Origin of the sequence: Henriciella sp., from assembly GCF_029936995.1 — a bacterium.
Classification (GTDB): Bacteria; Pseudomonadota; Alphaproteobacteria; order Caulobacterales; family Hyphomonadaceae; genus Henriciella.
Window position 1 is genome coordinate 76,337 of sequence record NZ_JAPYRE010000006.1, and the last position, 22,201, is coordinate 98,537.

The window sequence follows — 22,201 nt, forward strand, 5'->3', positions numbered from 1 at the left end:
TCCTCGGGCTGTTATTGTTGTTACCGCACCCATGAAGGAGCCCGCCCATGAAAACCCGTGCCGCCGTCGCATTCGAAGCCGAACAGCCGCTTGAGATCGTGGAGCTGGACCTTGAGGGCCCGAAGGATGGCGAAGTGCTCGTCGAAATCATGGCGACCGGTATCTGCCATACCGATGCCTACACGCTGGACGGGCTCGATTCGGAAGGCAATTTCCCGGCCGTCCTTGGCCATGAGGGGGCAGGCATAGTGCGCGAGGTTGGCAGGGGCGTGTCCCATGTGAAACCGGGCGACCATGTGATCCCGCTCTACACACCGGAATGCCGCCAGTGCAAAAGCTGCCTATCGGGCAAGACCAATCTCTGCACCGCGATCCGTGCGACACAGGGCAAGGGTGTGATGCCGGACGGGACGAGCCGGTTTTCCTACAAGGGCCAGAAGATCCATCACTATATGGGCTGCTCGACCTTTTCGAACTTCACCGTCCTGCCGGAAATCGCGGTTGCGAAGATCGATCCGGACGCCCCCTTCGACAAGACCTGCTATGTTGGGTGTGGGGTGACGACGGGCGTCGGCGCTGTAACCAATACTGCGAAAGTGACCCCCGGTTCGAATGTCATCGTGTTCGGGCTCGGCGGCATCGGGCTGAATGTCATCCAGGGTGCCCGCATGGTCGGGGCGGACATGATCGTCGGCGTAGACATCAACCCGGACAAGGAAGAATGGGGCCGCAAGTTCGGCATGACCCATTTCGTCAATCCGAAGGACATCGATGGCGATCTCGTCTCCCACCTCGTCGAGCTGACAGATGGTGGCGGGGACTATACGTTTGACTGTACCGGCAACACCGATGTCATGCGCGATGCGCTGGAGTCCGCCCATCGCGGCTGGGGCGAGAGCATCATCATCGGTGTCGCCGAAGCGGGCAAGGAAATCGCCACACGCCCCTTCCAGCTGGTCACGGGCCGCGTCTGGAAAGGCACAGCCTTTGGCGGCGCACGCGGGCGCACGGACGTGCCGAAGATCGTCGACTGGTACATGAAGGGCAAGATCGAGATCGACCCGATGATTACCCATGTCCTGAAACTCGAGGACATCAACAAGGCGTTCGACCTGATGCACTCCGGCGAGAGCATCCGGAGCGTGGTGGTTTATTAAGCCAGCACCACCCGGCAGTTTTCGCGCTTGAGACGGGCGGGGAGTTTGAACGTTTTCAGGGCTTCCCCGCCGGTCTCGTCCAGAAGTGCATCGGCCCGCTCACGTGTTTCGGCGTCCATCCCGGCATAGATATCCAGTGCCGCCTGTAACCGCCAGAGCTGGAAGCTGCGCGCCTTGGCGGTTTCGCGGTGGCCTTCAATGTCGATCTCGAGATCGCCCAGGGCGCGCGGCACACGCTCGCCTGGGCTGGCCTGCGCGACCCAGTCGGCAAACATGGCGTTGATCGTCTGGAGCGAGGGCAGTTGCTCGCGCATCTGGCGCGCGAGGATGGGCCGGAGTGTTGTGGGCACAGTGTCACCCTCAGGTAGCGTGCCATCACCGCGCTGGCCTTCATGTGCGCGCTCGACCCAGTCCGCGACCTTTGGTGCGAGGCGTTTCATCAGCTTGCCGGAAGCCGGATCGCGGTAGAGGTGGGCATAGAGTGGACCGATGAAGGCGAAGTCCGCCAGTGTCGGCCGCGCGCCCATGACAAAGGGATACTGCTCAAGATGGGCGGTGAACTCGGCAAGAAAGGCCTCGTAGCTTTTTTCGATGCCGGGAATGGTGGCTTGGCTGATGCCGAGCACGGGCAGGGCGCCCTTGAAGCGGGCGCCGTTTTTCTTGCCGAGCTCGTATTGCGCGTCCGGGGAAAGATCAGGTGCAGACAGGGCCCCGAATTCGCCATAGGCCCAGTCTTCGTTATAGGTCCAGCGATAGTGCATGGCCGGGATCACCAGCCACTCGTCGGCATAGAGGTGGAGGAGCTCGCAGACAAAGCGCTGGAGCGGTGTCTCCGGCCTGACAGGGGGTGTGCGGGCTTCAGCGGCCTCGACATGGGCGATGATGTCGGCGGTGTCCTGTATTATCTCACCATCCGGTGCTTTCATGACCGGGATTACCGGCCAGCCGACATTCGGCATGATGATATTGCGGTAGACGTCCTGGGTTGCCTGCTCTTCGCTGAAGTCTACGCTACGCCAGCGCAGATAGGCGCGCGCCTTTCCCGTGAAATAGCTGACTTCGGAGCCATAGAGCGTATATCCAGCCATCGTCTTTCAATCTCCCTCTTCTGTTCTTATGTGCCGGGATCAGCACGAAAGGGATTTCATGTCCGAGTTCAAGCATTTTTCACTCGTCGCCGGCGGCGATACCGTTGAAGGCCACCAGGTGCCCGAGGGCATTGTCGGCCCGTCCGTCATGTCGATGAAGGTCTGGGCTGAAACAGTTGAAGAGGCCGTCGATGTGGCCTGCAATGTCGGCGACCAGATCGGCTTCAAGATCGAGAAGAATGTCGAGGTCCACAGCACCCAGGCCCAACAGGGCCCTGGCGAGGAACCATTTGCCTATGGGTTACGGGTCATTCCGTGTTCGGCAGACACCCGCGCCGATACTGTGGCGCAGGAAGCAGAGACGCTGCGCAGCGAGTAAGCCGCCGCCTTTGCGGGGAACCGCAACCCCGACTGCCACGTTCAGCAGGGCATATGCACACGCATTGACTCTGGAAAACCCAGAAAACGATGCGACGTGCGGGCCTGCAGGTGATCTGACATCAACGTCCTTCCTGCTGGCGCACCAGAACGGAAGGAGTGTTTCCGATGAAACTCACAACCGCATTCGTTGTAGCCGTCTCGGCCATGTCTATCGCCGCATGCGCTGCAAATCCGCCCCCGACTCACGTTCAGGGGCCGGCTGCCGGGCCCGCCTATGGCGACGGGCGCTATGACAATAACCGGTATGGTGATCGTTACGGGGAACGGCGCTATGATGATGGACGCTATGATGACCGGCGTTACAACGCCGGTGAGCGCTATTATGATGAGCGCGCCCGGCGCTATTACACCTACGATCCGCGCACCGGCTATACCTATTGGGAAAACGGTGAGCTCCGCAGCCGGTAGGATGATTTGCGGCAAAGCCGGGTCCGTGTGTTAGACCCGGTAACCAACAGCTACAAAAGCGAGGTAATGATTTGCAGACAGTATCGGAATGGACCTGCTTCGGCGGAGACCTGAGCGTCCATGATCATGACAGCGAAACGCTCGGATGTACCATGCGGTTCGCTGTCTTCGAACCGCCACAGGCCGAAGAAGAGCCTGTGCCAGTGCTCTGGTATCTGTCTGGTCTGACCTGCACCTGGGCGAACGTCATGGAAAAGTCCGGCCTTCAACGCAAGGCGGCTGAGCTTGGCGTGATGATCGTCGCGCCGGATACAAGCCCGCGCGGGAAGGATGTTCCGGATGATGAGGCCTATGATTTCGGGCAGGGCGCAGGCTTTTACCTGACGGCCACTGAGGACCCGTGGGCTAAGCACTATAAGATGGACCAGTATATCATGGAGGAGCTGCCCTCCGTGATCCGCTCCAATTTCGCTGCTGACATGCGCCGCCAGTCCATATTCGGGCACTCCATGGGCGGGCATGGTGCCCTGACGCTGGCGCTGAAGAACCCCGGCCATTTCCGCAGTGTGTCGGCTTTTGCGCCGATCGTCGCGCCGAGCCAGGTGCCGTGGGGCCAGAAGGCCTTCAAGGGTTATCTTGGTGGCGACGAAGCTGCCTGGGCGGAGTATGATGCCTGCGAGCTGGTCAAACGCGCGCAGGTGGACACGACCATCCTGATTGACCAGGGCGAGGATGACCAGTTCCTCGAAGAACAGCTAAAACCCGGCCTGTTCGAGGAGGCCTGCCGGGAGGCCGGCCAGAGTCTCGCCATCCGGCTACGCCCTGGTTATGATCATTCATACTATTTCATTGCCACCTTCATGGATGATCACATCATGCATCACGCCAATGCGCTGTATGCCGATGAATAGGTAGGGAAAGACCGTCCTGACCAAGAAAAAAGCCCTCATGCTGTATGGTCATGAGGGCTTTTTGCTGTTTGCTAGTCGACCGTGCGTTCCGCTGCAGGGCTGTCTTCTTCCATTGGACTGGCCCGACGTTCGGCTGGAGTTGCCGGGCGCGAGAGGGCCCAGCCGAGAATGAACGGTATGGCGATACCTGGCAGGCCCTCATAAATGCCGCCATGCCAGCCCAGCTGGAACCGCCAGACAAGTGTAATCGCTATACCCAGAACCATCAGGCCAATCGCTGTGATTTCACTCACGCGCCGCTTCAGCGCATACAGGCTCAGCAGTGGTGCAAAGGCAGCAGCTAGGGCCGACCATGCGATGATGACAAGGCTGAACACGCTCTGATTGTCGAGCAGCGCGAGGAAGAGTGCCAGAAGCGTCACAGCCGCAGTGGCCGTTTTCAGGAGCCACGGGTGCTCGAGGCGTTGTGGTACCAGATCGTGTGTAATTGCTGCCGAGCATGACAGTACGACAGAGTCGGCAGTCGACATCGTGGCGGCAAAAATTCCCGCCAGAATCAGCCCGACCATGACATCCGGCAGCAGGGTTTCCGCCATGCGAGGCAGGGCAAGCTCTGCATCAATGTCACCCAGTTCCGGCATGTACACGCGGGCCAGCAGAGAGAGCCCGGCAGCGAGAATGTAGAAGATCACAAAGAAGCTGTAATACCAGACGCGGGTGCGCTGCATGTTGGCGTCATCGTCGAGCGCCATGAAACGGACCATGATATGGGGCTGGCCCACGACCGAGAAGCCGGCAAACAGCCAGCCGAGGACGAAGAAGAATATCCCCAATGCACTTGTCAGGAGGAGTTCATTGTCCTCTGGCCACAGGTTCAGGAATGTCCCGTCATCCATAGGGCGCAACTGCTCGATCATGCTGGCGATGCCCCCGGCACCATGCAGGCCGACGAAGAACAGGGCGAAAAGAGCAACCAGCATCGAGATGGACTGGATCGCATCTGTCCAGATGGAGGCGCGAATACCGCCTGCGATCGAGTAAGCCAGGATGATGACGGCAGACCCGATTGCGCCGTAGCGCCAGTTGAAGCCTTCAAAGACCCCTTCCAGCGCCTTGGCACCGGCAGTGATCTGTGCCGCGCCATAAACAATGAGCAGAACGACCATGATAATGGCAGCGAGCCTGCGCCATACCGCGAAATCCTCGCCGTGCCAGTTCGACAGGACTGAGGCGAAAGAAGCCTGGTTGGTAACGCCTGTCGCCTTGCGCAGCTGTCTGTGAATGAAGGTCGACCCCAGAAAGTCCCCGACGATCCAGCCGAACATCAGCCAGACCGCTGACAGGCCGGTGGCATAGCCGTAGCCGATCACACCGATAAAGAGATACCCGGAATTGTTGGTGGCGACAGCCGAGAGACCGGTCAGCCAGGGCGAAACGCTCTGCCCGGCGAGATAGTAGTCGTTACGCTCACCTGTTGCGACACGTGCCGAGGCAAGCCCGACAATAAGGAAGATGGCAAGAATGACGAGAAAACTGGCTATGATCATGTATCGGCCTCTGATGACGCCATCCAGGCCAGGAACAGGTCAAACTGCTCATTCTCCCCCCCACTGCTGCGCGGATCGAGTTCCGACAGGGCGAGACTTGTGGCCTGGGTGGCCGTGAACGGCTCTTTCTCCTCATCCGAGGTCGCCGGTTTGTTGACTGTCCGGGTAAACATGGTTGCAGCCAGAAGTGCAAGGCTTGCGCCCGAAAAGGCGAAAAGTCCGGGTGCCCCAAGTGGGCCGGACATGATGAAACCGGCGGCCAGCGGGCCAAAAATAGAGCCGATGCCCCAGATGACGAGAATGCCCGCCATCATTGAGGTTGCCTGATCGTCCCGTGCCCGGTCGGCTGCGTGCGCAACGGCAACGGCGTAGTAGGACATGGCACCGATGCCAAAGGCAAAGCCAAGCGCAAGAATGATGATGGGGTTGGCCGTATGGCTGAGCAGGGCGAGGCCCAGGGCGGCCAGTGCGCCGATGATTCCCGTGCCGGCAATCACGGTACGTCGGTCGATCCGGTCTGATATGAAGCCAGCCGGCCAGAGACCGACCATCGCGCCTGTGAGCATGGCGGCATTGAAATTGGCAGTGAAACCGGCTGCCGATGTCGGTGAGACGGCAGTTGCGAAAACCGGGTAGAGTTGTGCCACTGCATTGTTGACCGCACCGGCACAGAAGGCCGCAAATGCCGCAGCGGGGGCATATTTCAGGATCTTGCGAGGCCCGAAAGGAGTACCCGCGATCATTTGGGGTTGGGATTTGTTGGTTGCCGTGATCGGCATGATGGTCAGCGCGAACAGGGCGGCAACCATGAGAAAGCCTGTCAGGCCATTCGCTCCCGCAACAATGGCAAAAGGCCCGGCGATTACGCCAAGTCTTGAAACAACGTGATAGAAACCGAGAATGGCGCCACGTTTGTCTGGCGGCGCGCTGTCGGTGATCCAGCTGTCGCCTGCCGTCAGCAGGGCGGACGTACTGACCCCGATAACAGACTGGACAAGCGCCCAGCCGAAAATGTTGACCCCAAGCGTAAAGCTGAGCGACGCAATTATGGCGAGCGCTGCGAAGAAGGCGAAAGAGCGGATGTGCCCAATCCGTGAGATCTGCTTCGGCGAGGCAATGGCTCCGGTGAGGAAACCGCCGGCATAACACGCCGCTACCAGACCAAGCGCAGCGTTGGATGCACCGGCTGCCTGCAGGCTCAGCGCGATCATCACGGACAGGGCAGCTGCCGCGCCCTGAAGTACTGTCAGGGCGGACACGATGGCGAGAACGTTACGGTATAGACCGAGCGTTTCCCGCAATCCGGAATCTGTGGTTTCTGCCGGTGCCGCGTAAGGCATCAGGCAGCGGCACTGATTTCCGATTCAGTCTTGCCTTCGTCGTGGTCCTCCACGAGTGCCTTGTGAAGCACCTTGACCGCCTCATCATAATCTTCTTCGGCGACAATAGCCTGAAGATCCGTGTTGCGGGTCAACTGGTGGAGGCCAAGAAGGCGCACGTTATTTTCGAACAGAGCCGTCGTCGCGCGGGCTGTCAGCCCGTCAAGATTCAGGTTCGCCCCGATAACGGAGACGATGGCCACCTTGCGCATGGAGACTTCGGCGTTCTCGAAAACGGCCTCAATGTCGGCCGCGGCCCGTTTCAGGGATTTGCGGGGGGCGCTGACATAGTGCGTGATCGTGTTGGCGTTCGAGCATTTGGTCACGATCCAGACATTATGCCGGGTTAGCGCTTTCAGAGCTTCTGCGTCATAGCCTTTCACGCCCACCATATCCTGTTCATACAGCTCGAAGGCATAAAGGCTCGGAATGCCTGTCACGATCTCGGCACGTGGATCATCCGGCATGAAGTCTTCGAGGATGATCGTGCCGGCATCCGTCGGGTCGAATGTGTTTTTCACGCGCAGCGGGATGCCAGCCTGACGCAGACCCTTGGCGGCTTTCGGGTGAACAGCTTCCATGCCCATGTTCGAGAGCTGGTCGGCAACATCGTAATTGGTCTTGCCGATCTTGCGCACCTTGTCGTCGCCGACCAGCTTCGGGTCAGCGCTGGAGAGGTGAAACTCCTTGTGAATGATGGCTTCGCTTGCCTGGGTCAGCGCGCCAATGCGCGAGAAAGTCACCTCGGTGTAGCCACGGTCATACAGTTTCACCATGCCCTCGAGACAACTGGCATAGCCGGTCACGATCGGCAGCTCCTTCGAAAAGTCGACACCGCGGAATGAAGTCTCGATGCGCTCATCCAGCGTCATCTTCTCCTCGTCGCGCCAGCCGGTCAGGTCGACGAAGACCGAGTTGATGTCGCGTTGGCGCAGCAGGAGGGCGGTATTATGTGCGGAGTGGGCCTCACCGAGGGCGGCGAGCATTTCACGCACGGTCATCAGGTGCTCGTCGAGCCGGAACTGGCCGTATGAGCAGAGACGGTGAAGGTCGATCAGGCAGTTACGTACGCCTTCGACGCGCTCAAGCACGAAATTGTCCGCTACCTTGCAGTCGGGATGGTCACCGAAGACCTCGGCATTCTTTTCCCGCATGGCTTTGGAAAGTTCCGTGAGCGCTTCGCTCCATTCCCATTTGTTCTCGGCGCTGGCGAACAGGGAGTAGACGCCAGGCTTTCCGGACTTCTTGTGCTCCAGAAGCATGTTCGTCATGCCCGCATAGGCCGAGACGACAATGATGCGATCGTACATGTTTTCCGGCGTGCGGTCGGCCACCAGGACGTTGTCGAGGATGACGTCCGTGTTGGCGATGGAGGTGCCGCCGATTTTTTCAACAGTATGGGTCATTTTCGTAAACCCTCTTGGATGGTCTGGTCTGGTTGAGTGGAGCAGCCTGCCACTCGGTAAATACCCGGCAGGCTGCCACCATTTCAGTTCTTAGGAATCAGGCGCGGCGTAGGAGCCGTCGGCCTGGTGAACTTCATTGCCGGTGACCGGCGGGTTGAAGCAGCAGGCCATGTGAAGCTCTTCCTCGGCACGCAGCGTATGCTTGTCGTGCAGGTTCAGCCCGTACATGACGCCCGGCTTGATCTCGTGTGTCTCACCCGTGGCGTGGTCGGTAATCGAGCCTTTGCCCTTCATGCAATACACACTCTCGAAGTGGTTCTTGTAATGAAAGGTGTGCTCGGAACCGGCCTGAAGCACGGTGATGTGGAAGCTGAAGCCCATCTTGTCGTCAGCCAGCAGCATCCGGTACGAGGTCCACTGGGCATCAGAGACAGCCCGTTCTGTGTTCTTGATCTCGTTCAGGTCACGAACAATCATGCAATTTACTCCGCTGCGATCTTGGTATTTGCCGCGGCTTCACGTGCCGCTTCGATCAGGATGTCGAGGCCCTTGCGGAACGTCTCGACCGGGGTCGTCAGCGGCGCAAGGATTTTCACGACTTCATCATCTGCGCCCGAGGTCTCGATAATGAGGCCCTTTTCAAAGGCGCGGCTGCAAATGTCCGCCGCAAGATCGCCGGTGCCGACATCGACACCCTGCATCATGCCGCGGCCCTTGAGGCGCGACCCTGGGATCAGATCGACAATCTCTTTCAGGGCGGCTGTCAGGATGTCGGCCTTTTCCTTGACGTCCTTGCTCAGCTTGTCGTCTTTCCAGAATTTCTCAAAAGCGACCCTGGATGTCACGAAAGCGTGGTTGTTGCCGCGGAATGTGCCGTTGTGTTCGGCTGGATTCCAGACGTCATGCTCTTCCTTGATGAGGAGCGCGGCGAAGGGAAGCCCCATGCCCGACAGTGATTTTGCCTGAGTGACGAGGTCAGGTTTGATGCCGGCTTCCTCGAAGGCAAAATAAGTGCCCGAACGGCCACAGCCGGACTGGATGTCGTCGACAATCAGCAGGGCGCCATGTTCCTTGGCAAGGCGTGCGATAGCCTGCATCCACTCATTGGATGCAGCATTCAGGCCACCTTCGCCCTGAATGGGCTCGAAAATAAAGGCGGCAGGTGCGTCGACACCGGATGACGGGTTGTTGAGCATCATCTCGATCTGTTCGAGCGTATCGACATCGTCACCGAAAGCGCCCTCATAGGGCAGGTGGGTGACACCGCCGAGGCCGCCGCCATTCGTGCCTGCACCACCACGCTTGGCGGCATTGCCGGTGAGCGACAGGGCACCCATCGTCATGCCGTGGAAGCCATTGGTGAAAGCGATGATGTTGTTCCGGCCGGTGATCTTGCGCGCGAGCTTCATCGCCGCTTCAACCGAGTTCGTCCCGGTCGGGCCGGTCATCATGATCTTGTAATTGTCCATGCCGCGCGGCTTGAGGATGATTTCCTCAAAGGCGCCCAGCCATTCGGCTTTGGCGTCGGTAAACATATCGAGGCCGTGAGCAACACCATCACGGCTGATGTGTTCGATCAGCGCGGCTTTCATGTCCGGATCATTGTGCCCGTAATTGAGGGTCGAGCACCCGGCGAGAAAGTCGATATAGGTCTTGCCATCGGCATCGGTCATTTCCGAGCCCTGGGCCTTCACGAAGACGGTGTCGAAGCTGCGGCAGTAACTGCGCACTTGCGACTCGCGTCGTTTGAAGATGTCTTCCTGATTGGGGTCTGTGAACGGCATGCGTTCGGCTCCTGTTTGGTCTGGTGTGGTATTCTACTGCTGTCAGACAGGCCTCAAGCCTGATCTGGTAGCTCAAATGGCCCGATTGTTACGAGAATTTCGCTATCGTGGCGGCCTTTGAAGTGGCGATCCTTGTCAAAGAAATCGCTTTCATTGAGCGGGGCATCGAGCCACCGTGCAATACTCTTGAAAAGGCCCCATGATGCATCGTTATCGGGGGTGATGGTCGTCTTGAGATACTTGACGTTCCGGCACGCTGCGCGGGAGAAAATATCCGCGACGAGACGCTTCGGAATACGCTTGCCGCGGGCTTTTTCGCCGACGGCAACCTGCCACAGGAAGAAGACGTCCGGCTCCTGCGGCGGAATATGTCCCGAAACCCACCCGATAACCTCATCACCTTCGCGCGCAAGCGCACAAGTCTGATCGAAATGGGTGGTCTGAATCAGGTTCATGTAGAGTGAATTGGTGTCGAGCGGCGGGCAATTTGCGATAAGATCGTGAACTGCGGCACCATCTTCGCTCGCCGGCGCGCCGATAAACAGGCCATCATTGCCCGGGCCGGACCCGGGCATTTGCCCATTGTCTGTATCTGTCTTGGCTGTGATGGTGTTCATCCTCTTGCCTGTATTTTGTTTGACGATCTATTTAATTAGGACGCAGTGAGGATCAACCCGTCTTCTGTAGAAGCCGGATTGCCTTTGTCAGCTGCACTGGAAGGAACGTCAGGTCTACATATTTGTTCCACTGATACTTAGTTAAGAAAATAATTTTGTGCGCAAAGGAATTGCCTTAGGAAATGGCTCAATTATCAGAAGGGTTTGAGGCGGTCCGCCTCTCATCCGTGAATGCAGATATCTGGAGCGATGCGATGCAGGATCAGACAGAGACAGCACTCGTCGCTCTTCGCCGTATTCTCAAGGCGACGGCCGGGAATGTCAGGACGGTGGCCTATAATACAGGGCTCACCGCATCCCAGCTATTGGTTCTCCAGGTGCTGAAATCGCGGGGAGAGACCCTGACCGGGGATCTTGCAAAGGCTGTGGACCTCAAGCAGGCGACAATATCCATCCTTCTGGACAAGCTCCAGGATCGCGGGCTTGTCGAGCGCCAGCGTGGACAGTCGGACAGGCGCCGCGTCTGGGTGAAGATCACGGAAGAAGGGGCCCGCACGCTCCAGGGCGCGCCGGACCTTCTGCATCAAACGTTCCGGGCGCGTTTCCGGGACCTTGCAGACTGGGAGCAGGCGAGTCTCGTGGCGTCCCTCTTGCGGGTGGTCTCACTGCTTGATGCTGAAGAAATCGAAGCCTCACCCCTGCTTGATGTGGGGGGCATCAACGACCTGCCCTCTGGTAATTCACGTTAGATTATCCTGATAATCCGCCTGATCCCCGGTTTCGGGAATTGATCCGCCACCATGCAGGTTTAAGGTCGCCCCGTCAGATATATACGTGAATGGAGTGACTGAGTGATGAAACCGGCAACAACAATGGCGGCCCTGATGCTGGGCCTGGCGGTCATGACCGGCTGTGGCGGCGCGGATGAGCCGGCTGGTGATACATCCCCGGAAGAGATTCGTGCATCTGAAGAGAATGCGGATCAGGTGGACGGTGAAAACGGGTCTGCTGCTTCGCAAGCCAGCTCTGAAGAGGGCGCTACAGAGGAGGGGAGTTCGCAGTTTTCCGAACTGCCTGCCCCTTATACGTCAGCCGATTACGCTGCGGGCAAGCGCGTCTTCAAGCAATGTTCGACATGCCACACGCTGGACGAGGGCGGACCGGCCGTGATGGGCCCGAACCTCTATGGTGTTTTCGGCCGTGAGGCAGGCGCAAGGGAAGGCTTCGGCTATTCAAAGGCGCTACAGGAAGCGGACTTTACATGGACGCCGGACAAGCTGGATGAGTGGCTGACCAATCCGCGCAAGTTCCTGCCCGGAAACCGGATGAGTTTTTCAGGTGTCCGCCGTCCAGACGACCGTACAGCCGTCATCGCCTATATCATGGCCGAAACGGGATATGAGCCCTCCTGAAGGGCAAGATATGTGCGGTGACCGGCGTTTTAGGCTTTAGGCCGGTTCGGGTTTGACCCTGACCGGCCTGTCACGAGCAAACGGGAAGAGTTTCCAGATGTCGTATCATGCGCCCCAGGCAGACCTTGAAACCCATACTGTCACGAACCAGCCAACACCATTCGAGGGTCTGAACCTCTATGAAGGCGACGCCGCGCTCAAGGCGGCTGTTCATGCTTTTGGCGGAGCACGCCACAATCCTCATCTCAAAGCCTTCGGTGCAAAGTGCGGGACGGCGGATACAGCCCTCTGGGCGCGGCAGGCGAACGAAAATCCGCCGAAGCTGAAATCCTTCGACCGTTACGGCCATCGCCTCGATGAAGTGGAGTTCCATCCGGCCTATCACCAGCTCATGGCCCTCGGCCTTGATAATGGCATCTCCGGTGCGCCCTGGGTTGCAGATGAGGCAGGTCACGTCCTGCATGGGGCCATGATGATCCTGATGATGCAGGCGGATGCGGGTGTGACCTGTCCGATGTCGATGAGCTATGCCTGCGTCGCTGCGCTCAAGGCCAATCCGGAGGTTGCAGAGCGCTGGACACCACGTGTCACGGCACAAAGCTATGATCCGCGCTTCATTCCGGCCGATGAGAAGACGGGCGTCACGATCGGCATGGCGATGACGGAGAAGCAGGGCGGGTCGGATGTGCGGGCGAATACGACCCGGGCGGAACCGGCAGGTGATGGCGGCTATATCCTGACGGGCCATAAATGGTTCTGTTCGGCACCCATGTCGGACGCCTTTCTAACGCTCGCCTACACCGAAGGCGGCATGTCCTGTTTCCTTGTGCCGCGCTGGCGCCCGGACGGCACGCGTAACGCCATCCACGTCATGCGGCTGAAGGACAAGATGGGCGACAAGTCCAATGCGTCGTCAGAGATTGAATATCATGGTGCCTGGGCCGAGCGGTTGGGAGAGGAAGGCCGCGGTATCCGCACCATTATCGATATGGTCCAGCATACCCGGTATGATTGCACATTGGGCTCAGCCGGCGGTATGCGTGCCGCGCTTGCTCAGGCGCTCTGGCACACCTCGCAGCGCCGCGCTTTCCAGAAAGCGCTTATCGACCAGCCGGCCATGCGGGCGGTGCTTGCCGATCTCGCGATTGAGAGCGAGGCGGCAACGGCTATCGCCCTGCGGGTCGGAGCGAGCCTCGACCGGGCAGCTGACGACTCCAGGGAAGCCGCTTTCATGCGGCTGGCCACGCCGATCGCAAAATACTGGGTTTGCAAGCGACAGCCAGGCTTCGTCTATGAAGCGCTCGAATGTCATGGCGGGGCAGGGTTTGTGGAAGAAGGTCCTATGCCGCGCCTGTTCCGGCAATCGCCGCTGAATGCGATCTGGGAAGGGTCCGGCAATGTCATTGCGCTCGACATCCTCCGGGCCCTTTCAAGAGAGCCCGACAGTCTCAAGGCGGTCCGTGCCGAGCTGGAAACCGCGCGGGGTGTAAACGATGCCTATGACCGCCACTGCGCCGGGCTCGATGCCTATATGGAACCGGGTGCCTTGCATGAAGGGTCCGCACGCGCCTTCGCGCAGGCCATGGCGCTCGCGCTTCAGGCGGCCGCGCTGAAGCAGACCGCGCCAGACTTTGTTTTCGACGGGTTCTGCACACAACGCCTTGGCGTAAACCGGCGCGGTTATCTCTACGGAGATGTCGAGGCATCGGTGGATCAGGATTCCATTCTCGAACGCGCCATGCCTGGCTGATGAAGTCAGGCCTGCTTTTCGGCCGGGGCGGGCAGGTTGTGACTGTCTCTCTGTTCGAACGCGTCCAGCGCCTTACGAAGAAGTTCGCCCTTGAGCATGGTCTCGTCGAACTCCGCGTGCGGGTCAGATAGGGCAATGATCGCGCCACCCGCGCCAATCGAGGCTTCCCTGCTGTCCAGCACCGCCGTGCGAATGACGATGTTGAGATCTACTGCACCATCGAGAGAGATATAGCCGATGGCTCCGGAATAGACGCCGCGCGGGCCGGCTTCCAGCGAATCTATTATCTCCATTGTGCGGACTTTCGGTGCGCCCGTCATCGAGCCGCCGGGGAACAGGGACCGGATACATGACACCGCGCTCTCATCCTCGCGCAGCTGGCCTGTCACGGTGCTGACCATCTGGTGCACGCTGGTGAAGGACTCGATGTCGTACAGTTTCGGCACTCTGACGCTGCCGGTGCGGCAGACGCGGTTGAGGTCGTTGCGGATAAGATCGACGATCATCAGGTTCTCGGCCCGATCTTTCTCGCTGGCGGCAAGACGGGCCTTCAGGGCCGCATCTTCCTGCCCGGTTCTGCCACGGCCGATTGTGCCCTTGATGGGCTTGCACTCGACCTGGCCATCAGCGGCGATCCGCACCATGCGTTCGGGCGAGCAGCTGAGAACACTCAGTCCGCCGAATTTGAGATATGCGCCATAAGGGGCCGGATTGAGTTCGCGAAGGGACTGGTAGGTGCTAAGAGGGTCGCCACCATAAGGTCGTCGCCATTCATTGCAGAGGCAGATTTCGTAGCTTTCGCCATCCCTTATCCTGTCCAGTGAAGTGGCGATCCGGTCGAGATAGGCTTTCCGTGTATGGCGGGTGGACCATGCAGGCGACGATCCATGACCTGCCTCTGCGGCCGGTGCTTGCCGGGCCACAGATCGAGGCTGTTCGTCTGTCATGGCCGCCTTCACGGATGCAAACCATTCTGTGGCAATTGTTTCTTCAGCCGATGGCACAAGGCAGGCGAGCCAGGCTTCGCCGGTTTCATGGTCGAAAGCGAGAAAGCGGTCCGCAAAGACGAGCTGGGCGTCCCGGTGCGGGCTTTCATGCGTGTTGCGCCCTCCGCAATCAGCTTTCAGTTCATAGCCAAGATAGCCGACATAGCCGCCCTTGAAGGGAAGGGGCGTGTCATTGTCATCCAGGTAAACAGAAGCGGTCTGACGCTCCAGATAATCGAAAATGGTTTCGTCGAACTGGTATGTGCCTTCACGCGTAATGACCTCGACACGCCGTTGTGCGACGTCATAGCTGACAGTTTCAGCCAGCGGGCCCTGCGCATCGCCCATAAAGGAGTAACGGCCCTGCCCGGCATGATGCGAGCTGCTATCGAGCCAGAAAGCATCCGGAGACGTCGCATAGAGACGCTCGAAACAGGTTTCAGGCTTCAGACCTGTTTCGAGCTTGCGCGAGACCAGTTTCAGAGGCCGGACATCTGGTTGGGCCGTGGGCGCAGTTCGCCGCATGGTTCCTGGCCTGGGCGGACGGGCCAGGCGGGAGCCGGCCAGCCGCAGGAAGTTCCGGATGATCGCTGCGCCATGATCGGTCGCAACGGATTCAGGGTGAAACTGGACACCCCAGCGCGGCAGATCCCTGTGGTGGAGGCCCATCACAAGCCCGTCTTCACTCCAGGCATCGGCAGCAAGGCTTTCAGGAAGGTCTTGCGCGATAAGCGAGTGATAGCGCACCGCGTTAAAGGGAGAGGGGATGTTCTCGAAAAGCTGCTCTCCTGCATGAGCGATTGCGCTGAGCCGGCCATGCATCGGTTCAGGAGCATGGCTGACCTTCCCGCCGGCCAGAAGCGCTATCCCCTGATGGCCGAGACAGACACCGAGAACCGGTATCTCTGTGTCCCGGAGGAGTGTCGCGCAGAGGCCGAAGTCGTGCGGGCGGGCCGGATGGCCGGGGCCGGGTGACAGGATGGCCGCATCGAAGTCGACTTCCTGTAGTTCAGCCGGTGTGATGGCATCGTTCAGCAGGACGACTGGCTCTGTGCCAGACGCTGCGGCTACAAGCTCTGCGAGATTGTAGGTAAAGCTGTCATAGTTATCGATGATCAGCACTCTCATGGCGCGTCTTTAAGCACGCGCCTGCCGCGCGGCAAAGCGCCCAGTCTCAGGTGCTGGAAACTGTCATGTGGCCGGCTGGTGTCAGGGGGCCTGCTGTTTCGCCGCGCGAATATCTTCGTTCTTGCTGGCCAGCCTGACACTGACGACATAGGCCTTGCTGGTTTCCATGCCTGCAAGAATGCCACCGGCCTGATCGCTGGGCATGAGCCGCAGGAAACCGGCGGCAAAACTGGGGTCCATCTGGTTGAAGATGGCGGCGGCCTGATCGGGCTTCATGGAGCTGTACATATCCGCAAGGTGCTTGATGTCCTGATTGGCCGAGCTGGTCATCTCCTGCCATCTTTCATCAAGGGTCGCCTGCAACGCCTTGAGCTCGTCACCCTGGCGCTCAAGTTCCTGCTGGCGGGCCTGTAGCGAAAGTTCCTGTTCCTGAAGGGCCTGCGAACGATCCCTGAAAGTCTCCTGATCCTTCGCCATGGCAGTGGCGGCAGCACCCGTGAAGCAGACTTCATCGCTGGCCGTGTCGCCATCGGGGCCTGGCATGTAGGACGCCTGAATGAGTTCCGGTTCGGATGAGGCCTTGTCCTCGGCGGAGGCCGGGCTGTTCTCTGCCTCGGCAAGCGTATCCGGTATGATGCGCGTCAGCCCTGCCACGGTAAACAGGACGCCAAGTGTCAGAAGGACATGGGAGCGGGTCTTGCCAGCCATGCTTAGGAGGTCCTCTCAAGCCGCGAAGCGTCATCTTCGTCGAACAGGTATTCTGAGTGCTGGATAGTCGTAGCTGCAATACCTGTCAGGCTGCGCATCTGCTTGAGCAGGGCACGCATTTCACGCATCTCCTGGCGCGACTGGCTGACAAGTTCACTCATCGCAGCGCGCAGTTCGGTTTCGGCGGCGGTGGCGTGTTCGCCGGCTTTTGCCTGCGCCGCCTCCATTTCCCGTGTCTGTGCTGACAGGCGGCTGGACATGGCGTCGGCCTCTTCCATGAGTGTTGAGAGGCGCGTGGCCAGCTCACCGGCCTGTGCGCGGGTTTCACTCGTGGCGGAGGACATTGCGGAAATTGACTTCGACAGGGCCATGATCGTGGCACCAAGTCCGTCGCGGGTGTCCTGCAGGGCTTTCAGGCGGCGGCTGAGCACGATGCAGTATACGCATGCCGCAAACGAGACGAGGAAGATGGCAATATCAATCGGATCGACGGTCATCTTGTCACCTCAGAAGGAATTCCGTGATAAGTACACCCTGGGACACGTCTCCTCCGAGAACGAGTTCCGCGCGGCGGGAGAGCTGTTCCCGCAGGCGGGGATAGAATGCTGCCGATTCCAGGTCGCTGAGTTCCAGTGAACGAAGATATCCAATAAAGGCGTCCTTCAACATGAGTTCGGCTTTGCCAACCTTGCCGGAATCGCCCTTGTCCGCAACAATTGCTGTCTTGATCTTCACGTAGCGGGTGGCTGGCTCGTTGCCGATAGTAATGATGATCTCGTTCAGTTCGACATAAGCCTGGTCTTCGCGGGCCAGTGGCTCGGACGTGGTTGAGGCGGCAGCAGCGCAAACGGGCGTGCCGGCATTGCCTGACGGCGCCAGCATGAAAACCGTCCCGAAAGAACAGCCGAGCGAGACAAGACCGAGCAGGCCATACTTGACCAGTCCGCCCGACGATTTTGCCGGCGCATTGTCGGTCTCCTGGCGTGCCTTGTCTTCTCCGGAAGTTTCTTTTTCCGCCATCAGCCCCTCTTCGCAAAACGTGCTGCGTCCAGTCCGGCGTAATCAATCTCCGGTAAAGGAAGCGTTAAGAATTTCGCGAGAAACGTTAACCAATGAAGTTACACTGATTTGCACGGGGCAGATGGGTTCATGAAGTTTGTCGAGACGCTAAAAGGCTTGTCCTTGACGCGGCAGCTAGCGCTTGCAGGCGCCGTCCTCGGTGTCGTTCTCGCGATGACGATGATGGTACGTGGCGCCGTACAGGAGCCCATGGCGCTGCTTTACTCCGGACTTGAGCCTGCCAGTGCGGGTGACGTGATCGAGGAGCTCGACAAGCGTGGCGTCGATTACGAAATCAAGGGCGAATCAATTTTCATTCCGCAGAGTGAGCGAGATGGCATCCGGTTTGCCCTGGCCCAGGACGGGTTGCCGCAGCAATCTGTACGCGGATACGAGCTTCTCGATGACGTAAACGGGTTTTCCGTCACGTCCGAGATGTACAATGCGGCTTACTGGCGGGCGAAGGAAGGCGAGCTTACACGCACAATCCTGGCCATACAGGGCGTGCAGTCGGCACGGGTGCATATCGGGGCGAGCCTGCGGTCGGGGTTCTCACGGTCCGGGCCGCCGCAGACAGCGTCAGTAACACTTCAGACCTCAGGCGATCTGAGTGCGCGACAGGCTGAAGCCATTCAGTACATGGTTGCGCTTGCTGTTTCCGGTCTGTCCCCTGAAGACGTTGCCGTGATCGATCCGCAGAAGGGCATGATTGCAGGCCCGGATGTCCAGCAGGCCGAACAGCCCTCCATGGTCGCCGATACCAAGGCCAACATGCTCGAGCAGAAGATCATGCGCCTTCTGGAGGCCCGTGTCGGACCGGGCAATGCGAAGGTCTCTGTTACCGTCGATGTGAACCGGCAGCGCCAGCGCGTGTCCGAAGTAACTTTCGACCCTGAGTCACGCGTCATTCGAAACCGGACCAGCAATGATGTCAGTGAAACCAATGCAGGCGGTGGCACGGGTGTAACGGTCGCGAGTAACCTGCCCCAGGGCGGGCAGCAGGGAGGTGGCGGCAGCGAAGTACGCAACACCACCGAAACGGTCTCTTATGAGATGAATGAACGCCGCACCGAGACCGAGACACTGCCCGGCCAGATCGAGCGTATTTCTGTGGCTGTCCTGCTTGACCAGGAGCAGCTGGGGATCGACCCGCAATCGGCGAATGCAACGACAATATCGCAGCAGGTCATCAACGATTTCGAGCAGCTCATACTCTCTGGTGCCGGACTTGATACGGCGCGTGGCGACACGTTGACCGTCGAATTGATGCCGTTCCAGCAGGCACCTGTCGCCGACATGGTCCCCGCACCGGGCATGGTGGAAACACTGATCGAGCGCTACTCGTGGCAGGCCGTTCAGGCGGTTCTTCTTGGACTGGTCGTGGTTGCGCTGGCTTTCGGAGTTATCCGGCCGCTTCTCAGGAAAGACCCCATGCAGGGCACTGGCGCCCTGAATGAACCCCGCCTGATCGGTAGTGATGCGGGGGCAGGTGACGCGCATCAGGAAACGGATCCCTTCGACTTCCTGAAGGATTACACCCGCGAGCGCCAGGATGAGACGGCCGCACTGCTACAATCCTGGCTTGATGAAGACCGGAAGGTGGCCGTGAATGAATGATACGGTGTTCGCCGGCCTGCCCAGGTTCGATACCGCGACACAGCGCCGGAGCAGGATAGGTGAGGATTACGCCTCTGTCTCGACAGCCTCTGCTGCTTCGAAAAGTGAAGCTGCCGCTCAGGATAGTGGGGACAGCACACAGGATGCACTGGAGGCCGTGCAGGCTGAGGCAGTCCAGCGCCTGAGTGCAATCGAGGAAACCCTGACACGACTGTCGGTCGCGGCAGAAGAGATCGACACCCGGCTTCGCCAGCAGGCGACGCAGAACGTCACGGCGATCGCTGAAAAGCTCTTTCCACAAATGTCGCGCCTCTTTCTCGCCGAGGAAATCTGCCGGCATCTGCCGGACCTGTTGCCGCTGGCTGCTCCTTCGGTGACGATCCGCGTGGAAGCTCAGCTAGCTGATGATTTAAGGTCTGTCGTCGAGCGATCCGAAGAGCTAGCGGGGTTCTGCACTGTTACGGAAGATGCGGCGCCGGGCGCGAATCGCGTCACCATCGACTGGAAAGAGGGTGGCGCTGACGTGGATTTTGACAGGCTTCTCGAGACATGCCTGGAGCGGCTCAAGGCTGCGAATTCAAACGCATAGGGTAGGATTTCATGGCTGAACCGGAAGCATCGCAAAAAGAATCGGAAATCCTGGACCGCCGGGATCCTTCGCCTGAGAACCAGCTCCGGCGCTCCATTTACAGTGTTCCCGTCAATGTGACGGTGTCGATCGGGCAGAAGCGTCTCAGTGTCGCTGAGATACTGGAGCTTGGGCCGGATTCCATTGTCGCCCTGACGTCACGCATCGAAGACCCGGTCAGCCTGACAGTGGATAACAAGCTGATTGCAAAGGGTGAGCTTATCGAGACCGATGAGGGTGGCCTTGGCGTGAAGATCACCGAAATCGTGGAAGAGGATGACGACTAGATGCTCCGGGCGGGCTGGGGAAATCGTGCACTTCTGCTTCTTCTCTTGCTGGCCTGCCTCTGTGTATTTGGTGCCCAGGCTCAGGAGACTGGCGGAGAAGGCCTGCTTGGCGATCTGACCAACCCGGGCGGTGAAGGTGGGCTGAGCGGTACAGTCATCATCCTGTTTGCGCTGGTAACTGTGCTCAGTCTTGTGCCGGGCCTCGCCATGATGGTGACTTGCCTGCCATTCCTGATCATCGTCTTCTCGTTCATCCGCCAGGCGCTGGGCGTTCAACAGGCCCCCCCGAACATGATGCTCATGGCGCTTGCCATGTTCCTGACCTTCTTCATCATGGAGCCAACCTTCACCGAAGCGTGGGCGAATGGCATCCAGCCCTATACACAGGGCACGATGTCGGAAGAGCAGGCCTGGACGGCCGCGACAGAGCCTTTCCGCGAGTTCATGACAATGCGCACCGACCCGGAAGCCATTCCGGTGCTGGGCGAGGCGCTGGGACGACCGGTGGCGGAAACTGAAACCCCGTCCTTCTCGCTGCTCTCGACGGCGTTCATGCTGTCTGAAATCAAGCACGCTTTCCAGATCGGCTTCGTGATCTTTTTACCCTTCCTCGTCATTGATCTGGTGGTCGCATCAGTCCTTATGGCTGTCGGCATGATGATGGTGCCGCCAACGGTGGTGTCACTGCCCTTCAAGGTCGGCTTTTTCGTGCTGGCAGACGGGTGGCTGAAAATAACCGAAGCGCTATTGCGGGGGTATATCGGATGAGTGCAGCGTCAGACCGGACCGATGCCAGCAAGGCCAAGAACAACCTGCGGGCTGTGCCGACTGGCCAGCAGGAGTCGCGTGTCGCCTCGATCAGCCGCGCCCAGAGGGCTGCGGTCGTCATTGCCATGCTTGGCGAAACGGCTGCCAAGCCGGTGGTCGACAAGCTCGATGACAGGGCGCTCGCCCAGGTCGCAGAGGCGCTAGAAACGGTCTCATATCTGGCACGTGAGGAGCTTGCCGAGATCGTCATAGATTTCCTGCAGCATCTGCGCAGCACTAAGGGGGCATTCCGTGGCGGACCTGACCGCGCGCGAGAAATCGTTACCGGGCTTCTGGACGATAACCGGTTCGGTGTCATCTTCGGTGACAAGGGTGACCCGGGGGCTGAAGCGCCGGACAGGGACGGCACCTGGGCACGTCTAGAGAAGCGCGACCCGAAAAAGACAGCCGCCTATATGAGCGGGCTGACCCCGAACATTATCGCGCTGATCCTGCGCAAGCTCGATGTTTCGGTGTCATCCGAGATCGTGACCCATCTCGACGATGAAAAACTCGACCCGATGATCGGTTTGCTTGTCGAGAGCGGCCAGAGTGACCCCGAGATTGATTCTGTCATCGCCCGCATGGTCGATATAGAGTTCCTGAACAATCAGGAGGAGAGCGCGGAAGAGGGCGACGAGCACCTGCAGTCTGTAGGTGAACTTCTCAGCCTGATCCCGAGCGACCGGCGTGACCGCCTTATGGCAGTCATCAAGAATACGGATGAAAACAAGATGGCCAGCATCCAGCGCGTCATCTTCACGATCGACGGTCTGCCGGACATGCTGGGGCGCGCATCGGTTCCGGTTGTATTCCGCGAGCTTGGCGAAGATACGATGGTGCGCCTTCTCTCCACGCTGGGTGGGACGACGGCGAGTGTTCAGGAATACCTTCTTGGCAACATATCCTCACGCCTGGCTGACCAGTATAGAGATCAGCTTGAAGATGCCGGGTCTGTTACGCCGGCTGAGGCTGAAGTCATTCAGCGTGAGTTCCTCACTTCGCTCATGTCCATGAAACGCCGCGGCATGATTGTCCTGGAAAAACCCGCGGCTACCTGAATTCAGGCAAGCAAGGCGGA

General features: G+C 59.3%; 23 protein-coding genes. 12 read left to right on the plus strand and 11 right to left on the minus strand.

Annotation, left to right across the window (positions count from 1 at the left end; genetic code table 11):
- Nucleotides 1–47: 47 nt before the first annotated feature.
- Nucleotides 48–1,157, plus strand: coding sequence for an S-(hydroxymethyl)glutathione dehydrogenase/class III alcohol dehydrogenase (locus Q1K31_RS13500; protein WP_300380544.1), 1,110 nt, complete (start codon nucleotides 48–50; stop codon nucleotides 1,155–1,157).
- On the opposite strand, the gene Q1K31_RS13505 is transcribed toward Q1K31_RS13500, so the two are convergent.
- Nucleotides 1,154–2,245 (minus strand): glutathione S-transferase family protein, encoded by a 1,092-nt coding sequence (locus Q1K31_RS13505; protein ID WP_300380547.1) that lies wholly within the window; start codon nucleotides 2,243–2,245, stop codon nucleotides 1,154–1,156. The two genes, Q1K31_RS13500 and Q1K31_RS13505, sit on opposite strands and share 4 nt — an antisense overlap.
- Nucleotides 2,246–2,303: 58 nt before the next feature.
- On the opposite strand from Q1K31_RS13505, the gene Q1K31_RS13510 reads away from it, so the two are divergent.
- The 3 genes from Q1K31_RS13510 to fghA all read left to right on the plus strand — a co-directional run bounded on the left by Q1K31_RS13510 (nucleotide 2,304) and on the right by fghA (nucleotide 4,005).
- Nucleotides 2,304–2,624 (plus strand): hypothetical protein, encoded by a 321-nt coding sequence (locus Q1K31_RS13510; protein ID WP_300380550.1) that lies wholly within the window; start codon nucleotides 2,304–2,306, stop codon nucleotides 2,622–2,624.
- A gap of 167 nt (nucleotides 2,625–2,791) precedes the next feature.
- A complete protein-coding gene (locus Q1K31_RS13515) occupies nucleotides 2,792–3,094 on the plus strand; it encodes a hypothetical protein (protein WP_300380553.1) in 303 nt (100 codons plus the stop codon).
- A 71-nt stretch (nucleotides 3,095–3,165) separates the two neighbouring features.
- Nucleotides 3,166–4,005 (plus strand): S-formylglutathione hydrolase, encoded by an 840-nt coding sequence (fghA, locus tag Q1K31_RS13520; RefSeq protein ID WP_300380556.1) that lies wholly within the window; start codon nucleotides 3,166–3,168, stop codon nucleotides 4,003–4,005.
- A 71-nt stretch (nucleotides 4,006–4,076) separates the two neighbouring features.
- Here fghA and Q1K31_RS13525 read toward each other — a convergent pair whose 3' ends face one another.
- From Q1K31_RS13525 to ectA, 6 genes are all read right to left on the minus strand, one after another.
- Nucleotides 4,077–5,552 carry a sodium/proline symporter gene (locus Q1K31_RS13525; protein ID WP_300380558.1) on the minus strand — a complete coding sequence of 492 codons (1,476 nt, stop codon included), beginning with the start codon at nucleotides 5,550–5,552 and terminating at the stop codon, nucleotides 4,077–4,079.
- Nucleotides 5,549–6,892 (minus strand): MFS transporter, encoded by a 1,344-nt coding sequence (locus Q1K31_RS13530; protein ID WP_300380561.1) that lies wholly within the window; start codon nucleotides 6,890–6,892, stop codon nucleotides 5,549–5,551. The genes Q1K31_RS13525 and Q1K31_RS13530 overlap by 4 nt, the downstream gene beginning before the upstream one ends.
- Nucleotides 6,892–8,337, minus strand: coding sequence for an aspartate kinase (locus tag Q1K31_RS13535; protein WP_300380564.1), 1,446 nt, complete (start codon nucleotides 8,335–8,337; stop codon nucleotides 6,892–6,894). Before Q1K31_RS13535 ends, Q1K31_RS13530 begins: the two co-directional genes overlap by 1 nt.
- 90 nt (nucleotides 8,338–8,427) lie before the next feature.
- Nucleotides 8,428–8,814 carry an ectoine synthase gene (locus Q1K31_RS13540; RefSeq protein ID WP_300380567.1) on the minus strand — a complete coding sequence of 129 codons (387 nt, stop codon included), beginning with the start codon at nucleotides 8,812–8,814 and terminating at the stop codon, nucleotides 8,428–8,430.
- A gap of 5 nt (nucleotides 8,815–8,819) precedes the next feature.
- Nucleotides 8,820–10,121: a diaminobutyrate--2-oxoglutarate transaminase gene (gene ectB / locus Q1K31_RS13545; protein ID WP_300380570.1), complete on the minus strand. Its 1,302-nt coding sequence runs from the start codon at nucleotides 10,119–10,121 to the stop codon at nucleotides 8,820–8,822.
- Nucleotides 10,122–10,174: 53 nt separating this feature from the next.
- Nucleotides 10,175–10,738, minus strand: a complete 564-nt coding sequence (gene ectA / locus Q1K31_RS13550) for a diaminobutyrate acetyltransferase (protein WP_300380572.1) — start codon at nucleotides 10,736–10,738, stop codon at nucleotides 10,175–10,177.
- A gap of 182 nt (nucleotides 10,739–10,920) precedes the next feature.
- On the opposite strand from ectA, the gene Q1K31_RS13555 reads away from it, so the two are divergent.
- The 3 genes from Q1K31_RS13555 to Q1K31_RS13565 all read left to right on the plus strand — a co-directional run bounded on the left by Q1K31_RS13555 (nucleotide 10,921) and on the right by Q1K31_RS13565 (nucleotide 13,900).
- Complete coding sequence (locus Q1K31_RS13555; protein WP_300380575.1) at nucleotides 10,921–11,487, plus strand: MarR family winged helix-turn-helix transcriptional regulator; 567 nt, start codon at nucleotides 10,921–10,923, stop codon at nucleotides 11,485–11,487.
- A 105-nt stretch (nucleotides 11,488–11,592) separates the two neighbouring features.
- On the plus strand, nucleotides 11,593–12,150 hold the full coding sequence (locus tag Q1K31_RS13560) for a cytochrome c family protein (RefSeq protein WP_300380578.1): 558 nt from the start codon (nucleotides 11,593–11,595) through the stop codon (nucleotides 12,148–12,150).
- A 97-nt stretch (nucleotides 12,151–12,247) separates the two neighbouring features.
- Nucleotides 12,248–13,900, plus strand: a complete 1,653-nt coding sequence (locus Q1K31_RS13565) for an acyl-CoA dehydrogenase family protein (protein ID WP_300380580.1) — start codon at nucleotides 12,248–12,250, stop codon at nucleotides 13,898–13,900.
- 5 nt (nucleotides 13,901–13,905) lie between these two features.
- On the opposite strand, the gene pabB is transcribed toward Q1K31_RS13565, so the two are convergent.
- The 4 genes from pabB to fliL all read right to left on the minus strand — a co-directional run bounded on the left by pabB (nucleotide 13,906) and on the right by fliL (nucleotide 17,742).
- Nucleotides 13,906–16,014: an aminodeoxychorismate synthase component I gene (gene pabB / locus Q1K31_RS13570; protein WP_300380582.1), complete on the minus strand. Its 2,109-nt coding sequence runs from the start codon at nucleotides 16,012–16,014 to the stop codon at nucleotides 13,906–13,908.
- 81 nt (nucleotides 16,015–16,095) lie between these two features.
- The gene (locus tag Q1K31_RS13575; RefSeq protein ID WP_300380585.1) at nucleotides 16,096–16,722 is read right to left on the minus strand and encodes a hypothetical protein; all 627 of its coding nucleotides are present in this window, start codon (nucleotides 16,720–16,722) and stop codon (nucleotides 16,096–16,098) included.
- A 2-nt stretch (nucleotides 16,723–16,724) separates the two neighbouring features.
- Nucleotides 16,725–17,219: a DUF6468 domain-containing protein gene (locus Q1K31_RS13580; RefSeq protein WP_300380588.1), complete on the minus strand. Its 495-nt coding sequence runs from the start codon at nucleotides 17,217–17,219 to the stop codon at nucleotides 16,725–16,727.
- 4 nt (nucleotides 17,220–17,223) lie between these two features.
- Nucleotides 17,224–17,742, minus strand: coding sequence for a flagellar basal body-associated FliL family protein (gene fliL / locus Q1K31_RS13585; protein WP_300380591.1), 519 nt, complete (start codon nucleotides 17,740–17,742; stop codon nucleotides 17,224–17,226).
- A gap of 129 nt (nucleotides 17,743–17,871) precedes the next feature.
- Between fliL and fliF the strand changes: the two genes are divergently transcribed.
- Genes fliF through Q1K31_RS13610 form a run of 5 tightly spaced genes read left to right on the plus strand, consistent with a single transcriptional unit; the run spans nucleotide 17,872 to nucleotide 22,181 of the window.
- Entirely contained in the window at nucleotides 17,872–19,398 is a 1,527-nt protein-coding gene (gene fliF / locus Q1K31_RS13590; protein WP_300380594.1) for a flagellar basal-body MS-ring/collar protein FliF, read from the plus strand.
- Entirely contained in the window at nucleotides 19,391–19,987 is a 597-nt protein-coding gene (locus Q1K31_RS13595) for a hypothetical protein (RefSeq protein WP_300380596.1), read from the plus strand. Before fliF ends, Q1K31_RS13595 begins: the two co-directional genes overlap by 8 nt.
- 11 nt (nucleotides 19,988–19,998) lie before the next feature.
- Nucleotides 19,999–20,313, plus strand: a complete 315-nt coding sequence (locus Q1K31_RS13600) for a FliM/FliN family flagellar motor switch protein (protein WP_300380599.1) — start codon at nucleotides 19,999–20,001, stop codon at nucleotides 20,311–20,313.
- Nucleotides 20,314–21,081 carry a flagellar type III secretion system pore protein FliP gene (fliP, locus tag Q1K31_RS13605; RefSeq protein WP_300380601.1) on the plus strand — a complete coding sequence of 256 codons (768 nt, stop codon included), beginning with the start codon at nucleotides 20,314–20,316 and terminating at the stop codon, nucleotides 21,079–21,081.
- Nucleotides 21,078–22,181, plus strand: a complete 1,104-nt coding sequence (locus Q1K31_RS13610) for a FliG C-terminal domain-containing protein (protein ID WP_300380604.1) — start codon at nucleotides 21,078–21,080, stop codon at nucleotides 22,179–22,181. Before fliP ends, Q1K31_RS13610 begins: the two co-directional genes overlap by 4 nt.
- Nucleotides 22,182–22,201: the final 20 nt, after the last annotated feature.

Excerpts from the sequence above, each read along its gene's own strand:
- Q1K31_RS13500 (WP_300380544.1), top strand. The coding sequence starts at position 48 with ATGAAAACCCGTGCCGCCGTCGCATTCGAAGCCGAACAGCCGCTTGAG.
- Q1K31_RS13505 (WP_300380547.1), bottom strand. The coding sequence starts at position 2,245 with ATGGCTGGATATACGCTCTATGGCTCCGAAGTCAGCTATTTCACGGGA.
- Q1K31_RS13510 (WP_300380550.1), top strand. The coding sequence starts at position 2,304 with ATGTCCGAGTTCAAGCATTTTTCACTCGTCGCCGGCGGCGATACCGTT.
- Q1K31_RS13515 (WP_300380553.1), top strand. The coding sequence starts at position 2,792 with ATGAAACTCACAACCGCATTCGTTGTAGCCGTCTCGGCCATGTCTATC.
- Q1K31_RS13525 (WP_300380558.1), bottom strand. The coding sequence starts at position 5,552 with ATGATCATAGCCAGTTTTCTCGTCATTCTTGCCATCTTCCTTATTGTC.
- Q1K31_RS13530 (WP_300380561.1), bottom strand. The coding sequence starts at position 6,892 with ATGCCTTACGCGGCACCGGCAGAAACCACAGATTCCGGATTGCGGGAA.
- Q1K31_RS13535 (WP_300380564.1), bottom strand. The coding sequence starts at position 8,337 with ATGACCCATACTGTTGAAAAAATCGGCGGCACCTCCATCGCCAACACG.
- Q1K31_RS13540 (WP_300380567.1), bottom strand. The coding sequence starts at position 8,814 with ATGATTGTTCGTGACCTGAACGAGATCAAGAACACAGAACGGGCTGTC.
- ectB (WP_300380570.1), bottom strand. The coding sequence starts at position 10,121 with ATGCCGTTCACAGACCCCAATCAGGAAGACATCTTCAAACGACGCGAG.
- ectA (WP_300380572.1), bottom strand. The coding sequence starts at position 10,738 with ATGAACACCATCACAGCCAAGACAGATACAGACAATGGGCAAATGCCC.
- Q1K31_RS13555 (WP_300380575.1), top strand. The coding sequence starts at position 10,921 with ATGGCTCAATTATCAGAAGGGTTTGAGGCGGTCCGCCTCTCATCCGTG.
- Q1K31_RS13560 (WP_300380578.1), top strand. The coding sequence starts at position 11,593 with ATGAAACCGGCAACAACAATGGCGGCCCTGATGCTGGGCCTGGCGGTC.
- Q1K31_RS13565 (WP_300380580.1), top strand. The coding sequence starts at position 12,248 with ATGTCGTATCATGCGCCCCAGGCAGACCTTGAAACCCATACTGTCACG.
- pabB (WP_300380582.1), bottom strand. The coding sequence starts at position 16,014 with ATGAGAGTGCTGATCATCGATAACTATGACAGCTTTACCTACAATCTC.
- Q1K31_RS13575 (WP_300380585.1), bottom strand. The coding sequence starts at position 16,722 with ATGGCTGGCAAGACCCGCTCCCATGTCCTTCTGACACTTGGCGTCCTG.
- Q1K31_RS13580 (WP_300380588.1), bottom strand. The coding sequence starts at position 17,219 with ATGACCGTCGATCCGATTGATATTGCCATCTTCCTCGTCTCGTTTGCG.
- fliL (WP_300380591.1), bottom strand. The coding sequence starts at position 17,742 with ATGGCGGAAAAAGAAACTTCCGGAGAAGACAAGGCACGCCAGGAGACC.
- fliF (WP_300380594.1), top strand. The coding sequence starts at position 17,872 with ATGAAGTTTGTCGAGACGCTAAAAGGCTTGTCCTTGACGCGGCAGCTA.
- Q1K31_RS13595 (WP_300380596.1), top strand. The coding sequence starts at position 19,391 with ATGAATGATACGGTGTTCGCCGGCCTGCCCAGGTTCGATACCGCGACA.
- Q1K31_RS13600 (WP_300380599.1), top strand. The coding sequence starts at position 19,999 with ATGGCTGAACCGGAAGCATCGCAAAAAGAATCGGAAATCCTGGACCGC.
- fliP (WP_300380601.1), top strand. The coding sequence starts at position 20,314 with ATGCTCCGGGCGGGCTGGGGAAATCGTGCACTTCTGCTTCTTCTCTTG.
- Q1K31_RS13610 (WP_300380604.1), top strand. The coding sequence starts at position 21,078 with ATGAGTGCAGCGTCAGACCGGACCGATGCCAGCAAGGCCAAGAACAAC.